The sequence below is a fragment of the Vreelandella sp. DA03-1M genome, from assembly GCF_055725665.1.
This window is the reverse complement of sequence record NZ_CM146798.1, coordinates 4,016,386-4,033,390: the sequence shown is the minus strand read 5'-3', so window position 1 is coordinate 4,033,390 and position 17,005 is coordinate 4,016,386. Positions and strand designations below refer to the sequence as shown.

The window sequence follows — 17,005 nt, the reverse complement described above, 5'->3', positions numbered from 1 at the left end:
GGCACGTCCATCCAATCATAGGACGCGCTGTCTAACTCCTGTTAAGAGAAGGGCGAGTTGGGCAATTTCTTCTTGACGATTAAATTAAATTAAATTCATTTAATTTAATTTATCCATTGGCGCGAGAGAGTCACAGAAATGAGTAGAAAGCAAAAAAATCACATCATTGATGCCTTAAATTCCATAGCAAAGGCACAGCAGGAGTTGGTTTGTCGTGTTGATACACACGACAAAATTATCGAAAGTCAAGGCCAAGATATTGCTCGTCTAGAGCAGCAAGTGCTCGCTTTGAGAAATCAGGCGATTCAAGCAGAAATTGCGAGCGGAGAGCGCACTGATTCTGTTGCGCAAAAGTATGGGGTTTCTTCTGCAAGGGTTTCTCAAATCGCGCCAAGAAAAAACTTGCATAGGCCTAAGCCAAATTAATTGCATAGCAAGCGGCTGTTGTCTGACGTACCTATGCTGCGCTCCGGCCCGCCGCAACGCCGGACGTAAGGCATAAACGAGAAGTTATCGAATGAAGTTTGATATTACACTTAAGCAGTACGAGCTTATTTATAAAATCGTTGCAAGCGTTGGACGAGAGCTTGCTCATGGAGCAGGAAAATCATGTCAATTCTACAATGTTTATGGGGCCTTCATTCTAGAAAATATCTTTAAAGTAAAAGCTAGGCCCGTTATGGGGGCTGCTTTTATTCGGCTCACCGATGGTGGCGATACGCTCTCATTTGCTGGTAAAGAGGAAGGTGATTTTTACAGCAGCCCAGATGCATTTCATTGTTGGGTTGAGACTGAGAACAATATTATTGATTTCACTGCTCCAGAGTACAGAGAGGCACTTGCACAAGCCGGATCCGTGAACCAAATAAAAAGGAATATGCTACAAAAAGATAAATTCTCCTGCTCCCAAAGTCCCCATGACATGGTTAATGTTGGTGATTTCTACTTTGAGTCCAATCCAGCACTAACTGCCGACTTATTACGAAAAATGTTTGAAAAGCCTGCTGCCCAAGATTTAGCCAAAATATGCCTGGAGTGGTGCAAAAGAAGTAAGAAGAAGCTTGCGAAATTTGAAATCATTAATGATTTGGGTGAAAGAACGACTATTTACCCAATCAAGCACAGTGTAGTTGGAGCATGGTAACGCTTAATAAGAACATAAAATTCGCTTCCTTTCGGCCACCGGACGCGCAAAGAAGCATGCGTCGTTTATGTGAGCGTTATGCACTTCCATGTCAACTGAGAATATCCTCATATCGGCCGTTCTTCAAACGAGACGCAGGATGGGTGTCGACTGGCGGCATTACTGAAGCAGTCCGATAAGAATATCAACAACGTGGCGAATGACGGGTTCCTTCTCATGGCGCATATGTCATGCCGTACTGCTTCCCCTGATACGGCCAAGCCTTCTGGTGACAAGCTAGTTAGCTTATAGCTAAGAGCGTAACAACTAACTATCCTTTAACCCTCCATCGTCAAACAGCGAAAGCTGCTGCCGATTGGTGGGTTTTCCTTTTTTTTTGCACCGAGTGGGCTGTCTTCGCTGGCTGGCGAGCTTATCCACGATCGCTTGGCTGGCTTCTCTGGCGTCTGGGGTGCGGCGAAGCTCATACAGCATCTTCTTCCAGTGGCGCGCCTCACATTCGAAGTCGTTGGGCAGCGGGTGGTGCTCGCCGGGCTGAAAACCAAATCGTTGGCGCAAACTTTCCGGTACCGCCCAGGGCTTGGCGCGCCACTTTAACGGAAGGGCGGTTAATTCTGGCACCCATCGAGCGACAAACTCGCCGGTGGGGTCGTTATCTTCCGCCTGTTTGATGGGGTTATACACCCGCAGCGCGTTGGTGCCGGTGGCGCCTGCCTGCATCTGCACCTGGGGGTAGTGAATGCCGGGCTCGAAGTCGGTAAATAGCCGCGCCAAGTGCAATGCTGGCTCGTACCAGTGCAGCCCAAGACCAAAGGTGGCGTGGGAGATCAGCATGGCGCGCATGCGAAAGTTGATCCAACCGGTGGCGATCAGGCTACGCATACAGGCATCCACCAACGGCACGCCGGTTTGCCCGCGCTTCCAGGCAATCAGATTGGGGTGTTCAGGGTCGCGTTCCCGCAGGCCGCGCAGCGCTGGGTGCAGCGTTTGTGACTCTATGCTCGGCTCACTTTCGAGCTTTTGAATAAAGTGGCAGTGCCAGTGAAGCCGGGAAGCAAAGGCGCGCAGCGAGCGTGACCACGGCGAGTCTACTGCATGCTTTTTCCGCTGGTGGCGTAACGACTGCACCACTTCGCGCATGGAGAGGGAGCCCCAAGCTAAATGGGGCGAAAGCCGTGAGCCAAATTCCCAGGCCAGCAGCGGTTTAGAAAGAGAGCCGCGATAGCGCCGCCCGCGCTGGCTTATGAAGCTACGCCATAGTGCTCGGCCTTCGCTGCGGCCACCGTGCTGGCGCTCGGGGCAGGGCGTGGTATCAAATCCTAGCGTCTGGCCGTGAAGCTGTTCGACATCAATGTGTTGAAAGGCTTGCCAACCCTCCGTCGCCTGGGCGTTTTGTGGGGCAGTGGCGGTGGGCGCCGTCATTAGCGTTTCCCACTGTTTTTCCCATGCGTTGCGGTCAGCCACTCTGGATTTTAAGCCACGCACTACGCCGTGCTGGCGCGCTTCATGCCATGGCGTGCCATGCTGCTGGCACCATGCCTTGACGCTAAGGTCGCGGGCAAAGCTCCAGGCGTTGCCGGTTTCTTCGTGGGAGTGAAGGGCAAACTCCCCATAGCGTGCTTTCAATGCGGTTAATAAATCGACAATATCGCCTTGCCAAATACACAGCGGCAGGCCCAGTGTTTCCAGTGCGTTTGAAAGGTCGATAAGTGAGTCAGCGGCAAACTGCCAGTGGCGTAGCGCGCTGTCTGGCGCTTGCCACTGCGCTGGCTCAATGACGAATATGGGCAACACGGGGCCAGCTGCGGCTGCATTAGAAAGCGGCGCATGATCATGAATGCGTAAATCGCGTTTGAACCAAACGACCTGGATGGGTGCCTTAGCCATTAGCCGTGAAGCCTATTCGTCACCAAACCATGACGTTACCATCAAGGCACCGTTTGCGTAATCAATACAGCAAAACCAACCCAGTAGAACCAGTTCAAAAGGAGAGTAACGATGTATATCGCCATGAACCGTTTTCGGATTGCTCCAGGCCGCGAAGAGGACTTTTTAGAGGTGTGGCGTAACCGCGACTCTCACCTGGATGAAGTACCGGGCTTCAAACAGTTCAAGATGCTGCAGGGCGAAAGCCAGGAAGATCACACCGTGTTTATCTCCCACAGCGTGTGGGAATCGGAAGAGGCCTTCCGCGCCTGGACGAAGTCAGATGCATTCCGCAAAGCGCATGCTAATGCCAAGGCGCCGGAAGGCATTTACCTTGGCCCGCCCAAATTTGAAGGCTATGAGGTGGTGCTTTAATCGCTCCTTAGCCCCTTGATCAGAAAAAGGCCAAGCCAATGGAAAGCAGCATGCTGTAAATAAGCGTCGAGATAGCTGTTTTCTTCAACATGCCAGTCAGGATTTCACCATCACGAGTATGGTGTAATGTCCTAGCGGCATCGGTTAGCGGCTTGGCCACCAGCAGGCAGCTCCAACCTATCAATGGTACAGGCAGTACCACTAGGTAAATAAGCGTCAGCAATAGTGCCAACCCCAGCAGCGCCCAGTGATAGTGAATGGCGTTTTCTCGACCCAGGCGTACCGCTAAGGTGATTTTGCCATTGCGAGCATCGCTCTCGATATCCCGCACGTTATTCACATTGAGCACGGCGGTAGCCAGCAGCCCGCAAGCGGCGGCAGGGAGAAATGGCAGCCAGCTTAGTTGCTGTACATGTAGATAATAGGTGCCCAAAACGCCGAGTAGCCCAAAAAACATAAAGACCGCAATGTCTCCAAACCCTCGGTAGCCATAAGGGGTTCCACCTAGCCCAACGGTATAGGTCACCGCTGCCAGCAGTGACGCAGCCCCTAATAGAATGAAGATGAGAATTTGCCCCCACTGATTTCCAAACGCGGCGACCAGCAATAATAGCCCCATTAACGCGGCAACCGTGGCCGTGGCGATCATTCCCGTGCGCATTTTTTCCGCGGTAAGCAAACCTGAAGAGACTGCTCTTGCAGGCCCTATACGCTGTTCGTCATCGGCACCCGATGCGGCATCGCCATAATCATTGGCCAAATTAGACAGCAATTGAAGTGCAATAGCAGTCAGCAGGGCAAGTACAAGTACTGCCATATTTAAAGCACCCACACTCGCGGCTAGCCCGCTGCCCAGCAGAATGGAAGCACAGGCTAGCGGTAGCGTTCGGGGGCGAGCAGCTAATACCCAGGCTTGGTAGTGGCGGCGCTTACTGTGTTGTTCCATTACTTCGATATTCCTGTTGACCGTTTTCATTTAATAAACATTCGGCAATGTATGGTTAAGTGCGGAAAAGTAGATCTAAGTCAAAATATGCCGCGTCATCTTGTCCCACACTGCAAGCACCCCTTGAGTAGGAGTTTACGCGATGATTGGCGACTTATTTAGACATCACAAATATATGGCGGTAGTTTGGTTACTGCTACGGCTCTATTTAGGCATCACCTGGCTAACCTTGGGCATCGGTAAGATGACCGGTGGTTTTAATGCCGAAGGCTTCTTAAGCAATGCTGTCGCCAACCCTGTGATGCGCGAGGGAAGCGCGGTTTACCCTAATTACGTCGCCTTTCTAGAGAATGTTGCGTTGCCCAATGCGGATGTCATTAATTTCATTATACCGTTGGGAGAAGTGTTAGTGGGCCTGGGTTTGATCGTTGGTGTACTGACCTCATTTGCGGCGTTTTTTGCCATCGTGATGAACATGTCGTTTTTGATGGCAGGCACGGTGTCCACTAATCCATGGATGATTGCACTAACCTTCTTCTTACTGGTGGCGGGTGCCAATGCAGGGCGGTTTGGCGGTGATCGGTGGGTGCTACCCTATATGAGAAAAAAGCTAGGCTTGAAGTACCCAGCAACTGCTAATTGAAAACGCTGCTCTAACAGGCGAATTATGCACTCTATACACCCTATTGAAGCACTCAAACAGCAGCTTTATGCGCTTGATAATACGGCAAAAAAAGGGTTTATGCGCCTAAGTACGCCCTGTCGGGTCAGTCACCTGATGGGGTGGTTAAACGTGCAGAGCGTTTACCCTCGCCTCTATTGGCAATCCCGTGAGGCTGGCGCCGTTGAGTATGCTGCGTTGGGGGTTGTTAAGGCGTTTGGTTCATTAGCGGCGCTGCAGGCTGATCTTGCTGCGCTGGCCGAAAGTGGTGGCGAACAGCCGGACTACTTCGGCGGCATGGCCTTTGACCCCGATATGCCTGGGTGGGAGCACTTTCCTGGGTGCCACTTTTTACTGCCGCGTATAGAGCTTAGGCGCCAGCCAGCTGGGGCGACGTTATTACTCAATCTGCGCTTTGATGATCGCTGCCCAGAGGCCGAGATCGCCCAGGCTCGTGCCTGTTTGGCTGCCTTGGAAGAGGAGCAACCACTGCCTTGCTTGCTGCCGAATATTTATCAGCGTGAAGACAACCCTGCGCAGAAAGAGTGGGCGGCATCGGTAGAGCAGGTCACCCATCCTGATCACCTGAGCCACACGCCCAAGGTGGTGCTCTCACGGGAGACGTGTCTAACCACACCTGAAACGCCTAGCCCTTGGGCGCTGCTAGCACGCTGGCAGGCCGGTGCCGCCGACTGTTTTCACTTTGGCGTCCAATTTACCTCCCAGGAAGCCTTTATCGGCTGTCCGCCGGAACGGCTCTACAAGCGTGAAGGACGGCATTTAATGACCGAGGCGCTGGCGGGTACCACGCGTCGTGGGCATGATGCCCAGCAAGATCAAGCGCTTGCCGATGAACTGCTGGCCGATAAGAAAAACAGTCTGGAAAACCAGTGTGTCTATCAGCAGCTTTTGACCCAGCTTGAGCCGCTTGCTTCTCAAGTCCAGATGGGCGAGGCGCATATTGTTAAGCTGCGCTCGGTGCAGCATATTCGTCGTCTGATTCACGCCGAGTTGCACCGAGACGTCACCGACCAGCAGTTGCTGGCAGTGCTGCCGCCTACCCCGGCGGTAGGCGGTGTTCCCCGGGAGTCGGCGCTGGCATTTATTCGCCAACATGAGCGCCATCGACGCGGTTGGTATGCGGGCGTTTTCGGCCGAATCAGTCACACCAGCAGCGATCTGGCGGTGGCTATTCGCTGCGCCCATATCGGCCCAGAAGCGATTCGCCTTTATGCCGGTGCAGGCATTGTGGCAGGCTCCCAGCCGGGCGAGGAGTGGCACGAATTGGATACGAAAATTGCTGACATTATGTCGCTGCTTGGGATGGGATAACGCATATGACAGCACCTGTATCTACCGATTTTGCCATCCAATACGCCACCTTTAATCATGTGTGGGCGGCGCTGATGCTGGAAGAACTCTACCGCTTAGGCGTGCGCGATGTGGTGCTGGCGCCGGGCTCACGTTCATCGCCTTTGACCATGGTCGCCAGCGAGCATGCCGGCCTACGCTGTCATTGCCACTTTGATGAGCGCGGGCTGGGGTTTATGGCGCTGGGCATTGCCCGGGGCAGTCAACGGCCCGTCGTGATTATCACCACCTCGGGCACTGCCGTGGCTAACCTTTACCCGGCAGTAGTGGAAGCCAAGCTGCTCGGCGTACCGCTGATTGTGCTCTCCGCCGACCGCCCCATTGAACTGCTGGATAACGGCAGCAACCAGGCGATTGACCAGCGGGATATGTTTTCCCGACATACCATCGCTCACCACGATCTGCCGCCGCCTGATGCTGAGATAACAGCAGCGTTTCTACTCAGCACAGTTGATCAAGCCGTTGACCAGCAGCGCCGTACGCCCGGGCCCATCCACATTAACTGCCGTTACCGCGAACCGCTTTACCCCGGTAACTGCCTGGTGGATGGCAGTGATTATCTTGCCTCGCTGGGGAACTGGCTGACGACGTCAAAGCCTTGGAGTGATTGGTCGAGCAGCGCTGCGATTCCAGCTTTCAAGGACGATTGGGAAGCGTTTGCCAAGCATAAAGGCATGATTGTTGTAGGCCGGGTTGATGACCTATATCAGGCACAAGAGGTAGTTGAGTTATCCAAACAGTTGGGCTGGCCACTGCTGGCCGATGTGCAGAGCCAAATTCGGTTTGACTCTCACAACCTTATCCATTTTGACTTGGCGCTGCATAATGAGCGTTTCAGCGCAGAGCTCGCCAAAGCCGAGGTGTTGCTGCAGTTTGGTGGCCGGTTAATCTCCAAGCGGCTAACGCAATTTATTGCCCAGCAGCCGTGGCTGGATGTTTGGCTGGTTGAGCCACTGCCCCAGCGACTGGATCCCGACTACTGCGTTAAGCGCCGTTTGATATGCTCGCCCGCCAGCTTTATAGATGATTTGCCAACGATACCTGAGCAGCCTCCCTGGCATCAGCTGGCTAGCCTCCAACGACGCACTACTCAGCTTGTTGAAGAGCGCTGTACAGCCTTCTCAGAGCTGGGTGTTTGCCACCAGCTTGCACAGCTGGCGGAAGGCCAGTTATTTATAGGCAACAGCCTACCCGCGCGGCTAATGAATATGCTGGGTACGCATCGCCAAACGCCGCTACGAGTATTTGCCAATCGCGGCGCTTCTGGGATCGATGGTCTGATTGCGACGGCCTATGGCCTCAGTTGCACACGCTCGGAGCCCACCACCATTGTGCTGGGAGATACCAGCGCACTGCATGACCTCAATAGCTTGGCGCTGCTGAAACAGGCCTTCCAACCTCTGGTGGTGATTATCCTTAATAACGATGGCGGCAGTATTTTCCATATGCTGCCGGTGCCTAAAGAAGGCGATCTGCTGGCGCGTTATTATCGCCAGCCTCACGGCTTGCACTTCGAGCATGCGGCGAAGATGTTTGGACTTGGCTATTTCGCGCCAGAGTCACTGGATGCTTTTATAGCGGCCTACACTCAGGCCCTGCTGGCGGACGTTACGCTGATTGAGATTAACGTACCTCATCAGCAGGTGGCCGATGATCTCAAGCATCTTGGCGCAGCGATTCGAGAGGAGCCGCGTGGGCAGTAAACTTCAAACGCAGGCGCCGACTCTGGTACTGCTCCACGGCCTGCTGGGCGATGCTGAGGACTGGGTTGAGGTCATCGCTGGCTTGGAAGGCATTCACTGCCTCGCGCTGGATTTACCCGGCCACGGCCAGAATCACCATGTGCAGGTAGGCTCTTTTGAGGCCTTTCACCACTGGCTGGGCGATACGCTGATAACTCACGGTGTTCGCCGTTACTGCCTGCTGGGGTACTCCTTGGGCGGGCGCTTGGCGCTGTACCATGCCAGCCGTCAGCCACCGGGGCTGGATGCGCTCTGGCTGGAAAGTGCCCACCCAGGGCTGCCAGCCAACGAGCGCTCTGCCCGAATTGCTCACGATGAGCGCTGGGCAACACGCTTCGAGCAGGAATCATTGGAAAACGTACTTGCCGACTGGTACCAGCAGCCGGTGTTTGCCGACTTAACCGACGCCCAGCGCGCTCGGCAGATTCAGCGTCGGCTAGCGAATCACGGGCCAGCCATCGCCAGCATGCTGCGATCAACTTCCTTGGGTCAACAGCCTTTGCTATGGCAGTGGCTGGAAAATACCACGCTTCCGGTGGGGTACTTTTCGGGGCAGCGGGATGCCAAGTTCCACTCTTTGGCTACCTATCTAGCAACGATGGCCCCGCGCCTGCGCCATATCACGCTGGAAGGGGGCCACAATCTTCATGCTGAGCAACCTGAGATGATTGCTCAGCAGCTCAACGCTTGGCTAAAACACTGATCAGCTGATCACCATTAACCAGGGCAGGCCGATCACCAGCCAAACCACCAGGAAGAGCAGCCCGAAGATCGCCCCTAAGCGCCAAAAGAGCGCGCTGGGCAGGTAGCCGCTGCCGTAGTAAACCGGGCTGGGGCCAGTGCCGTAGGGGGTGAGGATGCCCATAAAGCCAAGTGTGGGTAGCAGCAGCAGAACAAACATCTGCATATCCAGACCGGCAATGCCTGATGCCGCGGCCAGAATCACCGGCAGCAGGGCGGTAACGTGGGCCGTCACGCTGGCAAAGAAGTAGTGCAGTAGATAGAAAATGACCACTAGCGCCACCATGGCCATCAGTGGGTCGAAGTGGCTTATCTGACCGCCAACCACATTGCCAAACCAGTTAACGAAGCCTACCTGGCTAAGCCCGCCCGCTAGTGCCACCAGGGTGGCAAACCATACAAAGGTATTCCAGGCAGCTCGGTTATCGAGAATATCGCTCCAGGTCACAATACCGGTTAACAGCATGCCGCAGATCACCAGTAGACCCACCAGCGATCCAGAGATAATGTCGCCCGCAAAAATCCATAGCAACAGGGCGGTGACCACCATCATGACCAGCATTATTTCATGGCGGGTCAGTGCCCCCAGCTTGGTTAACTCCTGCCCCGCCCAGTCAGAGATTTCATTACCTGCTTTGACTTCGGGCGCGCATAGCCAGTAGCTCAGCAGCGGCACTAGCAGAAGCAGCAGAATGCCGGCAGGTGCTACTGCCATAAACCACTGTCCCCAGTTGATATGAATGCCTGTCGCGCTCTCGGTTAGCGCGATCGCCAACAGATTGGGTGCCAGAGCCGTTAAAAATAGCGAACTAGTTACGCAGGTGGAGGCCAGCGCCGTCCACATTAAAAAGCTACCCATGCGCTTCATGCTGGGGTCATTGGGGTGCGAATCGTAAAGCGGCGGCAGGTTGCGAATCACGGGGTAGATCGTGCCTGCGCTACGTGCGGTGTTAGACGGGGTAAACGGCGCCAGAATGCCATCAGCAATCATCACCGCGTAGCCAAGAGTCAGCGTACGCTTCCCCATTGCCTTGACCAGCCAAAGCGATATTCGCCTGCCGAGTCCGGTTTTTTCATACCCCAAGGCAAACATAAAGGCGCCGAAAATCAACCACACGGTGGAGTTGGTAAAGCCCGACACCGCCCATGAGAAGGCTTGGTTGGCAGCATTAAAGCCGTCAGTTGCCAGTTGCTCCGGAGAGAACAGTACCCACCGGGAAAGCAGTGCCACCAGGGTAACGCCGACCAGACCCACCACTGCGCCCGGTAACGGTTCAAGAATAAGGCCAACGACACAGCCGAGGAAAATGGCGAAAAAGTACCATGCATGAGGCGCAAGCCCCGGGGGAGTGGGTATAAGCGCGACGATGATAGTAACTGCTAGCGGCGCTAACAGTTTCCATCGCGGTGAGGGTTGAGCATTGGTTGTCATGCGGCACCTCTACTTCTCTTAAGTATATTCAGAGCTACTCATTAATTTATTCTGAGCTACGAGGGCGCAAATCTCCTCCTATCGTCACCAATTAGCCTTTTAGGATTAAGTTACGTCAGCTAGGTGTGCGAGGCGAGAACGTTGAAGAGTACACCAAACGCCAGAATATACTCAGAAATCCTGATCCGCTTTGATGTACATCAAAATTTGTAGATAACTTTCAAGATACGGTTATGTAGAGGAGGATAACTAGATAATCACATTGGGGGGTGAATAATCATGAGTGATCAGATCTCTCGTCGTACAGAAGAAGACCTGCTGGGCTGCAAAGAAGTAGATAGCCAGAATTATTATGGCATCCACACCTTACGGGCAAAGGAGAACTTCCAGCTTAGCTCCCAGACAATTTCCGACCTCCCTGATCTTGTGCGGGGTATGGTATTGACGAAGAAAGCGGCTGCTTTGGCCAACGGTGAGTTGGGTACGATAGAACCACACATTGCCGATTATATTGTCGCCGCCTGCGACTTAATGTTGGACACAGGTAAGGGGTTCGATCAATTTCCCGTTGATGCTTTTCAAGGTGGGGCGGGTACTTCGGTCAACATGAATACCAACGAGGTGTTGGCCAATATTGCTCTGGAGTTGATGGGCCAGCCAAAGGGCAGCTACGACGTCATTGGCCCCAATGATCACGTCAATAAGTGTCAGTCAACCAATGATGCTTATCCCACCGGCTTTCGGGTAGCCCTGTTCAGCAGTTGCGATAGCCTGATAGCAGCGCTTGAGCGGCTAGCAGAGGAGTTTGAATCAAAAGCGGAAGCCTTTAAAGATATTCTAAAGATGGGGCGTACTCAGCTCCAAGACGCAGTACCCATGAGCCTGGGTCAGGAATTCCACGCCTACGCCGTGACGTTAAACGTGGAAGTGAGGAGTCTCCGTAGGTGCCGGGAATCACTGCTGGAGGTGAACTTAGGTGCCACCGCTATCGGCACTGGCATTAACTCACCGCCGGAGTATTCACTCTTGGCCATCACCAAGCTTGCTGAGATCACAGGCCAAGCTTACACGCCTGCAGAAGACTTGATTGAAGCCACCTCCGATTGTAATGCCTATGTGTTGCTGCACAATGCCTTCAAGCGGCTGGCAGTGAAATTATCAAAAATCTGCAACGACCTACGTTTACTGTCATCTGGCCCCCGTGCAGGGTTTAACGAGATTAATCTGCCCGAGCTGCAAGCGGGCTCCTCAATTATGCCAGCAAAAGTCAATCCCGTTATCCCTGAAGTCGTCAATCAAATCGCCTTCAAAGTGATTGGCAATGATGTGACGGTCACCCTGGCCGCCGAGGGAGGCCAGTTGCAGCTTAATGTCATGGAGCCGGTGATCGCCCAAACTATGTTCGAGTCGATCAATCTGTTGGAAAATGCCTGTATCACACTGGCCGACAAGTGTGTCGCTGGCATCACAGCCAACCCCGATGTATGCCGCGATTATGTGCTCAATTCAATAGGCATCGTTACCTACCTCAATCCTTACATTGGTCACCATGAAGGCGATATCGTAGGAAAAATCTGCGCTGAAACCGGCAAAAGTGTGCGCGAAGTGGTGCTGGAACGGCAGCTCCTCACTGCCGAGCAGCTCGATGAGATCCTCTCTATCGATAATTTGATGCGCCCGCAATATCGTGCCAAACGGTATACGCGTGCTTTGGGTGCCCAGTGAGCCGTCAAAATCAAAAGAATAGGCTAATTTTACCCACGCTTTTGCAGGGGAAGTCCTTATGATTTTTTTGGAATTATTGGTTGTGCTGGGCGCTATTTATTTGGGCGCCAGAATAGGCAGCATCGGTATCGGGCTTGCGGGTGGCATGGGTGTGTTGATACTCACCTTAGGGTTTGGGCTAACGCCTGGTTCCATTCCTATCGAAGTCATCTTAATTATTATGGCTGTCATTACTGCGATCGCAGCCATGCAGCTTGCTGGTGGCATGGACTACTTGGTTAAGCTGGCCGAGCGGCTGCTGCGCCGATACCCTAAGTATATTACTTTTCTAGCTCCCATGGTCACCTATGCCATGACCTTCTTCGCAGGCACAGGCCATACTGCATATTCCACTCTGCCTGTGATTACCGAAGTAGCCAAAGAATATGGAATTCGTCCCTCGCGGCCACTGAGCATTGCAGTGGTTGCCTCACAAGTTGCTATTACCGCCTCGCCTATTTCAGCAGCGGTGGTTTATTTCTCCGGTATCCTTGAGCCTCTTGGGGTAGGCTATTTAACCCTATTAGCGATATGTATCCCCGCTACTTTGCTGGCCTGTTTTGCTGGTGCCTTGGTGGCAAATATGATGGGAAAGCCGCTGGATGAGGATCCTGTATATCAAGAGCGATTGGAGAAGGGACTGGTTAAACTCCGGGGTAAACAAGCTTTTGAAATTCAACCGGGGGCCAGGCGCTCCGTTCTTTTGTTCTTGCTAGCCATTGTCGCCGTAGTGTTTTACGCAACAGCTATCTCCGATGCGGTGGGTTTGATCGCTAACCCGGTTCTACCACGAGATGCCGCTATCATGGTCTTCATGCTAACAACCGCCGGTGCCATTACTCTAAGCTGTAAGCTGGAGGCAAGTCGTATCCTCAATATGCCCACTTTCCAATCGGGTATGTCGGCCTGCGTGTGTGTACTAGGGGTGGCATGGCTGGGCAACACGTTTGTCTCTAATCATATCAATGAAATCGAGGGTATTGCTGGCGAGATGCTTGAAAGCTATACATGGCTGTTAGCAGTCACTTTGTTTTTTGCTTCCATGCTGCTCTACTCCCAGGCAGCCACTACTAAAGCCTTGATGCCTGCTGCACTAGCTATGGGTGTGGATCCCTTAACTGCGGTGGCTTCTTTCGCGGCGGTGAGCGCGCTATTCGTGTTACCTACTTATCCTACCCTGTTGGCTGCTGTGGAAATGGATGACACAGGTTCCACCCGAATCGGTAAAGCGGTATTCAACCACCCTTTCTTTATCCCCGGTGTTGTGACTATCACCGTGAGCGTAATACTAGGCTTTGTTTTTGGTGGGCTGCTGCTTTAACTACCTGCACCCATGCCCCGCATCTCGACTACGGATGCGGGTTCTCATATTGCTATTTACAGAAATAGCAATCTCACCAGTGCTTTTCTTGATGTACATCAATAGTCCTTTGGACTAATGAACAGGGCCTTCCTCTTGTATGGTAAGTTCGAAGACACAAGACGGCAGCGCAGATTGCCGCCAGTACCACCTTTGACTTGGCTAATGAAGGGGCTTTTCATGCAGCAGCGAGATTTCGATATCGTTATTGTTGGTGGGGGTGGTGCAGGCTTGCGCGCTGCTATCGGGGCTGCCGAGCAGGCCAAGGAGCAGGGCACTCCCCAGCGCATAGCGCTGCTGTCCAAGGTTTACCCCATGCGATCCCATACCGTGGCGGCTGAGGGCGGCGCTGCCGCCGTCACCAGTGCCGAAGATTCCCACCAGGCGCATTTCGATGACACGGTGTCAGGCGGTGACTGGCTGGTTGAGCAGGGCGTCGTCGACTACTTTGTTCATCACGCTTATCAAGAGCTGGTGCAGATGGAGCGTTGGGGCTGCCCCTGGAGCCGTAAAGAGGATGGCCAAGTGCAGGTGCGCCGCTTCGGTGGCATGAAAACCGCACGCACCTGGTTTGCGGCCGACAAAACCGGCTTCCATATGCTCCACACCCTGTTTCAGACCTCGCTGAAATACCCTGAGATTGAGCGTTTTGATGAGTTCTTCGTGCTCGATCTGGCCGTTGACGAAGGTGCGGTAATCGGCGTAATTGCCCTGCAGATCGCTACCGGTGAATTGACCCTGCTACGCGCTAAAGCGGTGATCCTTGCCACCGGCGGCGCAGGGCGCTTGTTCCGCTTCAATACCAACGCGGGCATTGTCACCGGCGACGGTATGGCGATGGCCTATCGTCACGGTGTGGCGCTGCGGGATATGGAGTTTGTTCAGTACCACCCCACCGGCCTGCCTGGCTCCGGCATTTTGATTACCGAAGCGTGCCGGGGCGAAGGCGGCATTCTGCTCAATAAAGAAGGCTACCGTTACCTGCAGGATTATGGCCTTGGCCCAGAAACCCCGTTGGGCAAGCCGGAAAACAAATACATGGAGCTGGGGCCGCGGGACAAACTCTCCCAAGCCTTCTGGCAGGAACAGCAGGCGGGCCGCACCGGTAAGTTTGGCGACAGCGACGTGGTTTATCTTGACCTGCGTCACTTGGGTGAAAAGACTATATTGGGGCGCCTGCCGTTTATCTGCGAGCTGGCCAAAGCCTATATCAATGTCGATCCGGTGAAAGAACCCATCCCCATTCGCCCGGCGGTTCACTACACCATGGGCGGAATTGAAACCAACCCCCAGTGCGAAACCTCAATCGCGGGGCTCTACGCCGCCGGGGAGTGTGCTTCGGTGGGGTTGCACGGCGCTAACCGCCTCGGCTCCAATTCGCTTACCGAGCTGTTGGTATTTGGCCGCTTAGCCGGTGAGCAAGCAAGCCAACGGGCGGCACAAACCGAGTGGGCCGATGAGCGACTGCTTGAAGCCCAGGGGGACCGTCAGCAAGCCAAGCTGCTGCGCCTCTGTGACGGAACCGGGAGTGGGGAAAACTGGGTCGATCTCAAGCACGCCATGGTGCAGGCCATGGAGAGCGGCTGCGGTATTTACCGCACCGAAGAGGGCATGCGCCATTCTCTGGAGACCATGCGCCAGCTGCGCGCTCGCTTCAATGCAATACGCGTTAAAGATACCAGCAAGATATTCAACACCGAGCTACTGGAGTGCATCGAGCTTGGCTATGGCTTGGATATCGCCGAAGCCTCATGCTTGAGTGCCCTGGAGCGCCGTGAATCCCGCGGTGCTCATCAGCGTCTGGATGAAGGCATGCAGAAACGCGATGACGTCAATTACCTCAAGCACAGCCAGGTGTTTTACCAAGGCGAGGCGAATGCCGAGCTGCACTGGCAGGATGTCGATGTGCGGTTCTCCGCACCGGCTGAGCGGGCCTATGGCGATGCAGGCAAGGGGGGCAAGGCATGAATACTCAGCAGATCAGCACCAAACACATCAGCGTCAAGCGCTACCTGCCAGACAGCTCGGCTGAACCCTATTGGCAACAGTACGAACTGCCGGTGGATGAAAGCACCTCGTTGTTGGATGCTCTAAACCATATTAAAGAGCAGCTCGATAGTACCTTGAGCTACCGCTGGTCGTGCCGGATGGCGATTTGCGGCTCTTGTGGCGTGATGGTGAATGGTATTCCCAAGCTGGGCTGCAAAACCTTCCTGCGCGATTATGAAGGTGAGATCCGCATCGAGCCACTATCCCACTTCCCGGTGCAGCGGGATTTAGTAGTGGATATGGAAATATTCCTTGAGCACCTGGCGGCGGTTAAGCCCTACCTGATCGATGACAATCCGGTAAAACCCTACGACCCCCAGGCGCCGGAAACCTATCAGCAGTCACCCGAACAGCTCGCCCGCTATAAGCAGTTCGCAAACTGTATTAACTGCGGCCTCTGCTACTCGGCCTGCCCGCAGTTTGGACTTAATCCTGAGTTCCTTGGCCCGGCGGCGCTAACGCTGGCCCACCGTTACAACCTGGATAGCCGCGACCACGGCAAGAAGCAGCGTATGGCCGAACTTAACCGCCATGAGGGGGTGTGGAGTTGCACCTTTGTGGGCTTCTGCTCGAAGGTTTGCCCCAAACACGTTGACCCCGCCGCTGCGGTAAATCAAGGCAAGGTTGAAGCGGCCAAACACACACTCATTGCGCTGTTCAAAGGGTAGGGGAGGAACGTCATGGATAAATCATCATCGCAACGCTTGCCGCCACTGAAACGCAACTGGTGGCTAAAACACCGCTTTTTTAAACTCTATATGCTGCGCGAAGCTACGGTGCTGCCGCTGGTGTTTTTCACGCTCTGCTTGCTTGCCGGTATGGTTGCTCTTCTTCAAGGGGCAGAAAGTTGGCAGGGGTGGATCGCCTTTATGGGCTCACCCATCGTATTAGTGCTAAATCTTCTCGCGCTGGCCGCCAGCCTGTTTCACGCCGCCACCTTCTTTGTCCTGTTCCCACGGGTGATGCCGCTGCGCATCGCCGGACACAGCCTGCCTGATAAGGCCATTGTTGCCGGGCAGTGGGCTGGCGTAGTAGCCGTCGCGCTGCTGTTTTTCTGGTTATTCGGGAGGGCCTAAATATGGAAAAGCTAGCCATGAATAAACCAAGCATGGGTAAAAACAGCACTCAGCACAAACAGGCCTTTGACGAGCCGCTTTGGTGGGGGCTGTTTAGCGCGGGCGGTGTCTGTTTCGCTGTCTTTCTACCTGCAGTGATTCTCTTTATCGCCGTTCTACTGCCCCTTGGACTGCTGCCCGCCGAGGCGCTGAGCTATGAGCGCGCATCATCGCTGCTATTCAGCGTGCCGGGCTTTCTGTTTGTTGGGGCGGTGGTTTGTTTACCGCTATTCCATGCCGCCCACCGCCTGCGCCATGGGATGTTTGATATCAGCGTGGGTAATGACACACTCAATAAGAAGCTAATGTACGGTGGGGCGGCGTTGCTTAGTATTGTGGCGCTGGGTTTAGTCGTGGCGGGCTTCCTGGGTTAAACGGC

At 54.1% G+C, this 17,005-nt stretch carries 16 protein-coding genes; 13 read left to right on the top strand and 3 right to left on the bottom strand.

Annotated features, from left to right (window positions below; translation table 11 throughout):
• Positions 1-138: 138 nt before the first annotated feature.
• A complete protein-coding gene (locus ACXUPB_RS18840; RefSeq protein WP_472953978.1) occupies positions 139-426 on the top strand; it encodes a hypothetical protein in 288 nt (95 codons plus the stop codon).
• A 91-nt stretch (positions 427-517) separates the two neighbouring features.
• The gene (locus ACXUPB_RS18835) at positions 518-1,144 is read left to right on the top strand and encodes a DUF2026 family protein (RefSeq protein ID WP_472953977.1); all 627 of its coding nucleotides are present in this window, start codon (positions 518-520) and stop codon (positions 1,142-1,144) included.
• Positions 1,145-1,450: 306 nt separating this feature from the next.
• Here ACXUPB_RS18835 and ACXUPB_RS18830 read toward each other — a convergent pair whose 3' ends face one another.
• A complete protein-coding gene (locus ACXUPB_RS18830) occupies positions 1,451-3,031 on the bottom strand; it encodes a cryptochrome/deoxyribodipyrimidine photo-lyase family protein (protein ID WP_472953975.1) in 1,581 nt (526 codons plus the stop codon).
• 111 nt (positions 3,032-3,142) lie between these two features.
• On the opposite strand from ACXUPB_RS18830, the gene hmuQ reads away from it, so the two are divergent.
• Positions 3,143-3,445, top strand: a complete 303-nt coding sequence (hmuQ, locus tag ACXUPB_RS18825; protein WP_427386484.1) for a heme-degrading protein HmuQ — start codon at positions 3,143-3,145, stop codon at positions 3,443-3,445.
• Between the two features lie 19 nt (positions 3,446-3,464).
• Here hmuQ and menA read toward each other — a convergent pair whose 3' ends face one another.
• On the bottom strand, positions 3,465-4,391 hold the full coding sequence (menA, locus tag ACXUPB_RS18820) for a 1,4-dihydroxy-2-naphthoate octaprenyltransferase (RefSeq protein ID WP_472953971.1): 927 nt from the start codon (positions 4,389-4,391) through the stop codon (positions 3,465-3,467).
• 142 nt (positions 4,392-4,533) lie between these two features.
• Between menA and ACXUPB_RS18815 the strand changes: the two genes are divergently transcribed.
• The 4 genes from ACXUPB_RS18815 to menH are packed head-to-tail and all read left to right on the top strand — an operon-like array spanning position 4,534 to position 8,868.
• A complete protein-coding gene (locus tag ACXUPB_RS18815; protein ID WP_472953970.1) occupies positions 4,534-5,034 on the top strand; it encodes a DoxX family protein in 501 nt (166 codons plus the stop codon).
• 24 nt (positions 5,035-5,058) lie between these two features.
• Positions 5,059-6,384: an isochorismate synthase gene (locus ACXUPB_RS18810; protein WP_472953969.1), complete on the top strand. Its 1,326-nt coding sequence runs from the start codon at positions 5,059-5,061 to the stop codon at positions 6,382-6,384.
• Between the two features lie 5 nt (positions 6,385-6,389).
• The gene (menD, locus tag ACXUPB_RS18805; protein ID WP_472953967.1) at positions 6,390-8,126 is read left to right on the top strand and encodes a 2-succinyl-5-enolpyruvyl-6-hydroxy-3-cyclohexene-1-carboxylic-acid synthase; all 1,737 of its coding nucleotides are present in this window, start codon (positions 6,390-6,392) and stop codon (positions 8,124-8,126) included.
• The gene (gene menH / locus ACXUPB_RS18800) at positions 8,116-8,868 is read left to right on the top strand and encodes a 2-succinyl-6-hydroxy-2,4-cyclohexadiene-1-carboxylate synthase (protein WP_472953964.1); all 753 of its coding nucleotides are present in this window, start codon (positions 8,116-8,118) and stop codon (positions 8,866-8,868) included. The genes menD and menH overlap by 11 nt, the downstream gene beginning before the upstream one ends.
• On the opposite strand, the gene ACXUPB_RS18795 is transcribed toward menH, so the two are convergent.
• A complete protein-coding gene (locus ACXUPB_RS18795) occupies positions 8,869-10,338 on the bottom strand; it encodes an anion permease (protein ID WP_472953962.1) in 1,470 nt (489 codons plus the stop codon).
• A 279-nt stretch (positions 10,339-10,617) separates the two neighbouring features.
• On the opposite strand from ACXUPB_RS18795, the gene aspA reads away from it, so the two are divergent.
• The 6 genes from aspA to frdD all read left to right on the top strand — a co-directional run bounded on the left by aspA (position 10,618) and on the right by frdD (position 17,000).
• Positions 10,618-12,063 carry an aspartate ammonia-lyase gene (gene aspA / locus ACXUPB_RS18790; protein ID WP_472953960.1) on the top strand — a complete coding sequence of 482 codons (1,446 nt, stop codon included), beginning with the start codon at positions 10,618-10,620 and terminating at the stop codon, positions 12,061-12,063.
• Between the two features lie 58 nt (positions 12,064-12,121).
• A complete protein-coding gene (locus ACXUPB_RS18785; RefSeq protein WP_290834445.1) occupies positions 12,122-13,423 on the top strand; it encodes an anaerobic C4-dicarboxylate transporter in 1,302 nt (433 codons plus the stop codon).
• A 219-nt stretch (positions 13,424-13,642) separates the two neighbouring features.
• Positions 13,643-15,430 carry a fumarate reductase (quinol) flavoprotein subunit gene (gene frdA / locus ACXUPB_RS18780; protein WP_472953958.1) on the top strand — a complete coding sequence of 596 codons (1,788 nt, stop codon included), beginning with the start codon at positions 13,643-13,645 and terminating at the stop codon, positions 15,428-15,430.
• Positions 15,427-16,179, top strand: a complete 753-nt coding sequence (locus ACXUPB_RS18775) for a succinate dehydrogenase/fumarate reductase iron-sulfur subunit (RefSeq protein ID WP_472953956.1) — start codon at positions 15,427-15,429, stop codon at positions 16,177-16,179. Before frdA ends, ACXUPB_RS18775 begins: the two co-directional genes overlap by 4 nt.
• A 12-nt stretch (positions 16,180-16,191) precedes the next feature.
• Positions 16,192-16,587, top strand: a complete 396-nt coding sequence (locus tag ACXUPB_RS18770; RefSeq protein WP_273193541.1) for a succinate dehydrogenase/fumarate reductase transmembrane subunit — start codon at positions 16,192-16,194, stop codon at positions 16,585-16,587.
• 17 nt (positions 16,588-16,604) lie between these two features.
• On the top strand, positions 16,605-17,000 hold the full coding sequence (frdD, locus tag ACXUPB_RS18765; protein WP_472953954.1) for a fumarate reductase subunit FrdD: 396 nt from the start codon (positions 16,605-16,607) through the stop codon (positions 16,998-17,000).
• Positions 17,001-17,005: the final 5 nt, after the last annotated feature.

Coding starts and splice junctions, on each gene's coding strand:
- ACXUPB_RS18840 (WP_472953978.1), top strand. CDS start 139: ATGAGTAGAAAGCAAAAAAATCACATCATTGATGCCTTAAATTCCATA.
- ACXUPB_RS18835 (WP_472953977.1), top strand. CDS start 518: ATGAAGTTTGATATTACACTTAAGCAGTACGAGCTTATTTATAAAATC.
- ACXUPB_RS18830 (WP_472953975.1), bottom strand. CDS start 3,031: ATGGCTAAGGCACCCATCCAGGTCGTTTGGTTCAAACGCGATTTACGC.
- hmuQ (WP_427386484.1), top strand. CDS start 3,143: ATGTATATCGCCATGAACCGTTTTCGGATTGCTCCAGGCCGCGAAGAG.
- menA (WP_472953971.1), bottom strand. CDS start 4,391: ATGGAACAACACAGTAAGCGCCGCCACTACCAAGCCTGGGTATTAGCT.
- ACXUPB_RS18815 (WP_472953970.1), top strand. CDS start 4,534: ATGATTGGCGACTTATTTAGACATCACAAATATATGGCGGTAGTTTGG.
- ACXUPB_RS18810 (WP_472953969.1), top strand. CDS start 5,059: ATGCACTCTATACACCCTATTGAAGCACTCAAACAGCAGCTTTATGCG.
- menD (WP_472953967.1), top strand. CDS start 6,390: ATGACAGCACCTGTATCTACCGATTTTGCCATCCAATACGCCACCTTT.
- ACXUPB_RS18795 (WP_472953962.1), bottom strand. CDS start 10,338: ATGACAACCAATGCTCAACCCTCACCGCGATGGAAACTGTTAGCGCCG.
- aspA (WP_472953960.1), top strand. CDS start 10,618: ATGAGTGATCAGATCTCTCGTCGTACAGAAGAAGACCTGCTGGGCTGC.
- ACXUPB_RS18785 (WP_290834445.1), top strand. CDS start 12,122: ATGATTTTTTTGGAATTATTGGTTGTGCTGGGCGCTATTTATTTGGGC.
- frdA (WP_472953958.1), top strand. CDS start 13,643: ATGCAGCAGCGAGATTTCGATATCGTTATTGTTGGTGGGGGTGGTGCA.
- ACXUPB_RS18775 (WP_472953956.1), top strand. CDS start 15,427: ATGAATACTCAGCAGATCAGCACCAAACACATCAGCGTCAAGCGCTAC.
- ACXUPB_RS18770 (WP_273193541.1), top strand. CDS start 16,192: ATGGATAAATCATCATCGCAACGCTTGCCGCCACTGAAACGCAACTGG.
- frdD (WP_472953954.1), top strand. CDS start 16,605: ATGAATAAACCAAGCATGGGTAAAAACAGCACTCAGCACAAACAGGCC.